Genomic DNA, 6,644 nt, shown 5'->3' on the forward strand with positions numbered 1-6,644 from the left:
CGGCCACTTCGCCGCGTCACAGGGCGAAGCGGCCGCGCGATGTGCGCCCGCTACTTGTCGAGCCTCCACATCGGCGAGACCGGCCCGACCCCTGCGCCCAGCGGGTAGGCCGCGGCCACGGACTTCACGATGAAGTCCTTGCCGAATCGCACCGCTTCCGGCACCGACGCACCGCGAGCCAGCGCCGAGCTGATCGACGACGCGAGAGTGTCGCCGCTGCCGTGCGTGTGCTTGATGTCGTAGCGCGGACCGGGTAGTTCGATGAACTCCCTGCCGTCGTACAGCAGGTCGAGGCACTCCGGGTCGTCCCACATGTGGCCACCCTTCACGAGCACCCACTCCGGCCCCATGGCGTGCAGGGCCTCGGCCGCGACCCGCTGGTCGGCCCGGTCCTTCACCGCGATGCCCGTGATCAGCCGCACCTCGTCGAGGTTTGGCGTCACCAGCGTCGCGCGCGGGAAGAGCAGGCCCCGCAAGGCGTCCAGGGCGTTGTCCGCGAGCAGTTGGTCGCCGTGCATCGACGCCGACACGGGGTCGACGACGAACGGGGTCTTGCGACCGCGGCCGATGCCGACCTGGTCCAGTGCGGGTGTGATCGCCTCGATGATCTGAGCCGATGCCAGCATGCCGGTCTTCGCGGCCTGCAGACCGATGTCCTCGGCGACCGAGATGATCTGCGCGGCCACGGTTGCGGCCGGAATTTCGGCGACACCCGTGACGCCCAGGGAGTTCTGGACCGTCACGGCGGTCAGGGCCACGCAGCCGTGCACCCCGCACGCGAAGAGCGTGCGGAGGTCGGCCTGAATGCCCGCACCACCGCCGGAATCGCTTCCGGCGATGGTGAGGACCCTCGGAGGTGTTGCTGTCACGTCGTTTCCACCACTGGCAGGTAGACCTTGTTCCCGGTGTCGGCGAACTCGCCGGACTTCTCCGCCATGCCCGCCTCGATGGCTTCCACTGTGGACAGCCCGCGTTCCTCGGCGTAGCGGCGGACGTCCTGGGTGATCTTCATGGAGCAGAACTTCGGCCCGCACATCGAGCAGAAGTGCGCCGTCTTCGCCGGTTCCGCGGGGAGCGTCTCGTCGTGGAACGAGCGCGCGGTGTCCGGGTCGAGTGACAGGTTGAACTGGTCCTCCCAGCGGAACTCGAAGCGCGCCTTGGACAACGCGTCGTCCCAGTCCTGGACGCCGGGGTGGCCCTTGGCGAGGTCCGCCGAGTGCGCCGCGATCTTGTAGGTGATCACGCCGGTCTTCACGTCGTCCCGGTTCGGCAGGCCCAGGTGCTCCTTCGGCGTGACGTAGCAGAGCATCGCGGTGCCCAGCCAGCCGATCTGCGCCGCGCCGATCGCGGACGTGATGTGGTCGTACGCCGGCGCGATGTCCGTGGCCAGCGGGCCGAGGGTGTAGAACGGCGCCTCGCCGCACCACTCCTCTTCCAGCCGCACGTTCTCGGCGATCTTGTGCATCGGCACGTGGCCGGGGCCCTCGATCATCACCTGGACGTCCTTGGCCCGCGCGATGTGCGTGAGCTCGCCCAGGGTCTTCAGCTCGGCGAACTGCGCCGCGTCGTTGGCGTCCGCGATGGAACCCGGCCGCAGCCCGTCACCCAGCGAGAACGTCACGTCGTAGGTGCGCAGGATGTCGCAGAGCTCCTCGAAGTGCGTGTAGAGGAAGCTCTCCCGGTGGTGCGCGAGGCACCACGCGGCCATGATCGAACCACCGCGCGAGACGATGCCCGTGACCCGCTTGGCCGTCAGCGGCACGTAGCGCAGCAGCACGCCCGCGTGCACGGTCATGTAGTCGACGCCCTGCTCGCACTGCTCGATCACGGTGTCGCGGTAGATCTCCCAGGTCAACGCGGCCGGGTCGCCGTTGACCTTCTCCAGCGCCTGGTAGATCGGCACGGTGCCGATCGGCACCGGCGAGTTGCGCAGGATCCACTCGCGCGTCTCGTGGATCCGCTTGCCGGTGGACAGGTCCATGATCGTGTCGGCGCCCCAGCGGGACGCCCACACCATCTTCTCGACCTCGTCCTCGATCGACGACGACACCGCGGAGTTGCCGATGTTGGCGTTGATCTTGACGAGGAACTTCTTGCCGATGATCATCGGCTCGGCCTCGGGGTGCTTGCGGTTCAACGGAATGACCGCACGCCCGATGGCGACCTCGTTGCGCACGAACTCCGCGTCGAGGTTCTCGCGCACGGCGATGTAGCGCATCTCCGGGGTGATGATCCCGGCCTTCGCGTACGCGAGCTGGCTGACAGCTCCGTTGATCGGTTCCCGTGCGGCGATCCACTCCGACCTGAGGTCGGGTAGTCCACTTTGGACGTCGATGGTGGCGTTGTCGTCGGTATACGGACCGGAAGTGTCGTAGAGATCGACATGCTCGCCGTTGGTCAGTTCCACCCTGCGAAAAGGCACACCATCTCGGTACACCTTGCGGGACCCGGAGATCGGGCCGGTGGTCACACTGGGTTTGACCGAACGGTCGTCAAGTGCCGTCACGACATTCCTCCCTACGCCGGCATTACCCGGTCAGGTTCAGGCGGTCGGTGACACCGGCACTACAGCCAGTCACCCTCTCAGCCCGCTTCAGGCGCGAGCTCCCGCGTTCTTGTTGAGTTGTCGAGACCCGACCATAGTCAGCGCGCGCCACAGCTGCCAAGGGGACGGTTTGGCCCTAATGTTCTCTCTCGTGGCGGATCATCAGCCGTTCCCGCCCGGCGCGCGTCGCGGTCAACGTCCCGCCGTGGTCTCGGCATGCCCTTCCTGCGGTGAACTCGCAGGTCGCGGCTACCCCGACTGCGGCTTCTGCGCGGAACTGCTCGACCAGTTCTGGCTCGCGGACTGGGAGGAGCTGCGGAGGTCCTCGCAGCTCGCCGACCGTGAACTGGCCGAACTGGTGACCTCCGCCGACGTCGGGCAGTACCCGTGGACGTGCGTCGACTGGGCGATGACACTGCTGGCGTGCTCGCGCTGCGGTGCCGAACTGGGCACCGGGCCCGTCGAGTGCGTGCGGTGCGCCGTGACGGAGGAGCGCCGGTGGAACTGGGACCACTCGGCGCATCCGTACACGATGAGCGCGAACGAGCACCTTTTACGAGTCGCCCGCGCCGCCCTGCGCGCACCTCACCGGCGTCGGCCCGCGGTGGTGCAGGCCTGGCAGCTGGTGCTGCCGTTCCTGATCGCCGGTGAGGTGATCGAGTTCGGCCGTCTGGACCGGATCCGTGCGCACGTGCTGGCCGGCGGCTACGCGTCGATGGCCTCGTGTCACACCCTCGACGAGCTGGCCGGGCTGCCCGAGCTGTTCTGGCGCCGGGGCAGCCCGATCTCAACGCGGGTCGAGTACCAGCCGGATTCCGAGCGCCAGCAGCACGCCGCCCGACAGCTTCTCGAGCGCGGGACGGACCCGCGGCCTGCTGAGCCAGCCGCGGATGGTGTGCAGGATCGACACGATGATCAGGTACCAGACGGTGTCGATCAGGACCCAGAACACGGCGAGGAAGAGCAGAATCCCCTGGCCGGCCTCCCCGGCAGGCACGAACTGCGGTAGGAACGAGATCGCGAACACGCCGAGCTTCGGGTTGGCCAGGTTCACGATCAGCCCGCTGCGGAACGCGTGACTGGCCGGTGGTGGCGCTGACTCGGGCTTGGTCCTGCTGATCAGGGCCTTGACGCCGAGGTAGATCAGGAAGACCGCGCCGCCGATCCGCAGCGCGTGGTAGGCGATCTCGGACGCCGTCAGCAGCACCGACAGGCCGAGCGCGGCCGCGACCGCCCAGCAGGCGACGCCGACCTCCATACCGAACACCGTCGCCAGCGCGGCTTTTCGCCCGTGCACCGACTGTCGCAGGACCATGGCCGTGCCAGGTCCTGGCGACAGTGCGATGAGGAACGAGGCCGCGACGAAGGCGACGATGTTTTCGACAGGCATGTCTCGATGGTCGCCGACGCGGCAATCCCTTTTTGATCAGAAGCGGCTGGTTCTTGACCTGGAGCGCGCTCCAGGATGTTCGGTGGGCCCATGACGGATTTCGGGAAGTTGGGTTTCGGCACGTGGGCCATGGGTGGGCCGTTCTCGGGTCCGGACGGTGCGCCGGTCGGCTGGGGGCCGGCTGACGACGCGGAGTCGGTGAAGGCCCTGCAGCGGGCGCACGAGCTGGGCGTCCGGTTGTTCGACACGGCCGACGTCTACGGCTGCGGGCACGCGGAAACGGTGGTGGGGCAAGCGTTTGCGTCGGTGCGTGACGAGGTGGTGATCGCGTCGAAGTGGGGTTGCGGGTTCGACGCCGCCGCTCGCCGGATGACCGGCAACGAGGGATCGGTCGAGTACCTGCGCCGTGCCGTCGAGGGGTCGTTGCGGCGCTTGGGCACCGACCGGATCGACCTGTACCAGCTGCACGTCGGGGACCTGCCGCTGGAGGATGCCGCGCTGCTGCGCGACGAGTGCGAGGTGCTGGTCCGCGAGGGCAAGATCGTTTCGTACGGCTGGAGCACCGACGACCCGGAGCGGGCGCGGTTCTTCTGCGAGGGGGAGCACGGGGTGGCCGCGCAGGCGGACATCAACGTGCTGTTCGACAACCCCGAGATGTACGCGGGGGAGTACGCCGTCCTGTGCCGCCGGCCGCTGGCCATGGGGCTGCTGGCGCGGGAGACGTTCGACGTGCTGCCCTCCGACGACGTGCGCGTCACGAACCCGTCGTGGCTGAGGTTCTTCGTCGACGGACGGCCGTCACCGGAGTACTTCCGGGCGCGGGAGGCCGTGCGGGACGTGCTGACGTCCGGTGGCAGGACGTTGGTGCAGGGTGCGCTGGCGTGGTTCTGGGCGCGTTCTCCCCGCCTGATCCCGATTCCGGGCGTGCGGACGGTGGCTCAGGTCGAGGAGAACGCGGGTGCGCTGAAGTTCGGGCCGCTGTCGGCCGAGGAGCTGAAGCAGGTGGAGTCGGTGCTCCGGCCCTAGCGCTCAGTCCTCGTCTTCGTCGAGGAAGTTCGAGGGGTCTGCCGGGTCCCACGAGAGGTCCGGCACGCCCCACTCGTTGTCGCGCAGCATCCGCTTGGATTCCTTCTTGTACCGCCCGATGAGGCGGTCGAGGTAGAGGTATCCGTTGAGGTGGTCGGTCTCGTGCTGGAGGCAACGGGCGAAGAAGCCGGTGCCCTCGACCTCGAACGGCTGCCCGTCCAGGTCCTGGCCGGTCACCTTCGCCCAACGGGCGCGTCCGGTCGGGTAGGCCTCGCCGGGGACGGACAGACAGCCCTCGAAGTCGTCGTCCGGATCCGGCATGGACTCGGGGATCTCGGAGGTCTCGAGCGTCGGGTTCACGATCACGCCGCGGTGCTGGACGCCGTCGTCGTCCGGGCAGTCGTACACGAAGACCCGCAGGTCGACACCGATCTGGTTGGCTGCGAGCCCGACTCCGCGAGCGGCTGCCATCGTCTCGAACATGTCGTCGACGAGCGTCTTCAGTTCGGTGTCGAACTCGGTGACCTCACGCGTGGGGTGGTGAAGTACGGGGTCACCAGCGATGCGGATGCGATGCACGGCCATGGTCAGACCTTAAGCGGTCCAAAACTGTCGGTGTCGCGCGGTAGGTTGGAACGATCACGTGATTGAATTGCCCGCACCTGAGATGGTGCGGCGACCGTGGGGAGCCAGATGGATCACGCCGAGATGCTCACCTCCGCTGACGGGCTGACCAGCCGCGAACGCACGATGCTCGCGTTCGAGAAGCAGTGGTGGAAGTACTCGGGATCCAAGGAACAGGCCATCAGGGAACTGTTCGACATGTCGGCCACTCGCTACTACCAGCTGCTCAACGCGCTCGTTGAGAAGGAAGCCGCTCTGGCTGCCGATCCGATGCTGGTCAAGCGGTTGCGCGGCGTGCGGACAGGCCGTCAGAGGGTTCGCGCACGCGCCAGGAGCACCGAGGACTGATGACCTCCCCCGAGTCCGCTAGCCCGTCCCGTCCGGCCAAGGCCGCCGGTTTCGCCCTGCTCGGCGTCGCCGCGGTGGCGCTGATCATCGGCGTGGTCAGCTTGTTCGGTGGCGGGGGTGATACGCCTCCTGTCGCTGAGGGGTCGTCCACCGCGCCGCCGGCTCCTACCACTGCTTCCGAGACGCAGTCGACTCCTTCGTCGGCGCCTCCGGCTGCGACTACTACTACGGCTCCGCCCGCCAGTACGCCGGCGTCGTCTGCTGTTGTGCCGCCTCCGCCCGTTACTCCGCCTGGGGCTGCGAAGGTTCCGGTTCGGGTTTACAACAACTCGACTGTCAGCGGGTTGGCTGCCAAGGCCTCGGATGAGGTTCGGGCCAACGGGTGGACTGTTGCCGAGACTGGGAACTACGCGTCGGGGACCATCCCGACTACTACCGTGTATTTCCGGCCTGGGACTGATGAAGAGGCTTCTGCCAAGGAGCTGGCTTCGGTGTTGCGGGCTCGGGTTGAGCCTCGGTTCGACGGGATCCAGTCTGCGGCGGCTGGGGTGATTTTGATCGTTACGAACGATTATCAGGGTGTGGCCAAGAACAAGTAGGTCGCGGCTTGGGCGGTGGTCGCCTTGCGTTGGGCGTGTCGCGTTTTAGGGATTTCGGGGCTCCGCCCCGGACCCCGCCAATCTGATCAAGGACCAGTTCCACGCCACACGC

Annotated in this window: 8 protein-coding genes; 3 read left to right on the forward strand and 5 right to left on the reverse strand. The window is 67.5% G+C overall.

The window, feature by feature from the left end:
* Positions 1-50 precede the first annotated feature (50 nt).
* From thiD to SK803_RS44820, 4 genes are all read right to left on the reverse strand, one after another.
* Entirely contained in the window at positions 51-869 is an 819-nt protein-coding gene (gene thiD / locus SK803_RS44805; protein WP_319972357.1) for a bifunctional hydroxymethylpyrimidine kinase/phosphomethylpyrimidine kinase, read from the reverse strand.
* A complete protein-coding gene (thiC, locus tag SK803_RS44810; RefSeq protein WP_319972358.1) occupies positions 866-2,506 on the reverse strand; it encodes a phosphomethylpyrimidine synthase ThiC in 1,641 nt (546 codons plus the stop codon). The genes thiD and thiC overlap by 4 nt, the downstream gene beginning before the upstream one ends.
* A gap of 592 nt (positions 2,507-3,098) precedes the next feature.
* Positions 3,099-3,236: a hypothetical protein gene (locus SK803_RS44815; protein ID WP_319972359.1), complete on the reverse strand. Its 138-nt coding sequence runs from the start codon at positions 3,234-3,236 to the stop codon at positions 3,099-3,101.
* A gap of 96 nt (positions 3,237-3,332) precedes the next feature.
* Positions 3,333-3,935, reverse strand: a complete 603-nt coding sequence (locus tag SK803_RS44820) for a LysE family translocator (protein WP_319972360.1) — start codon at positions 3,933-3,935, stop codon at positions 3,333-3,335.
* A 90-nt stretch (positions 3,936-4,025) separates the two neighbouring features.
* On the opposite strand from SK803_RS44820, the gene SK803_RS44825 reads away from it, so the two are divergent.
* Positions 4,026-4,961, forward strand: coding sequence for an aldo/keto reductase (locus SK803_RS44825; protein ID WP_319972361.1), 936 nt, complete (start codon positions 4,026-4,028; stop codon positions 4,959-4,961).
* Positions 4,962-4,964: 3 nt separating this feature from the next.
* On the opposite strand, the gene SK803_RS44830 is transcribed toward SK803_RS44825, so the two are convergent.
* On the reverse strand, positions 4,965-5,546 hold the full coding sequence (locus SK803_RS44830; protein WP_319972362.1) for a peptide deformylase: 582 nt from the start codon (positions 5,544-5,546) through the stop codon (positions 4,965-4,967).
* 108 nt (positions 5,547-5,654) lie between these two features.
* Here SK803_RS44830 and SK803_RS44835 point away from each other — a divergent pair, with 108 nt between their 5' ends.
* Together SK803_RS44835 and SK803_RS44840 are read left to right on the forward strand one after the other, a co-directional pair.
* On the forward strand, positions 5,655-5,933 hold the full coding sequence (locus SK803_RS44835; RefSeq protein WP_319972363.1) for a DUF3263 domain-containing protein: 279 nt from the start codon (positions 5,655-5,657) through the stop codon (positions 5,931-5,933).
* Positions 5,933-6,532: a LytR C-terminal domain-containing protein gene (locus tag SK803_RS44840; RefSeq protein ID WP_319972364.1), complete on the forward strand. Its 600-nt coding sequence runs from the start codon at positions 5,933-5,935 to the stop codon at positions 6,530-6,532. Before SK803_RS44835 ends, SK803_RS44840 begins: the two co-directional genes overlap by 1 nt.
* Positions 6,533-6,644: the final 112 nt, after the last annotated feature.

Origin of the sequence: Lentzea miocenica (genome assembly GCF_033949945.1) — a bacterium.
In the GTDB taxonomy this organism is placed as follows: domain Bacteria; phylum Actinomycetota; class Actinomycetes; order Mycobacteriales; family Pseudonocardiaceae; genus Lentzea; species Lentzea miocenica.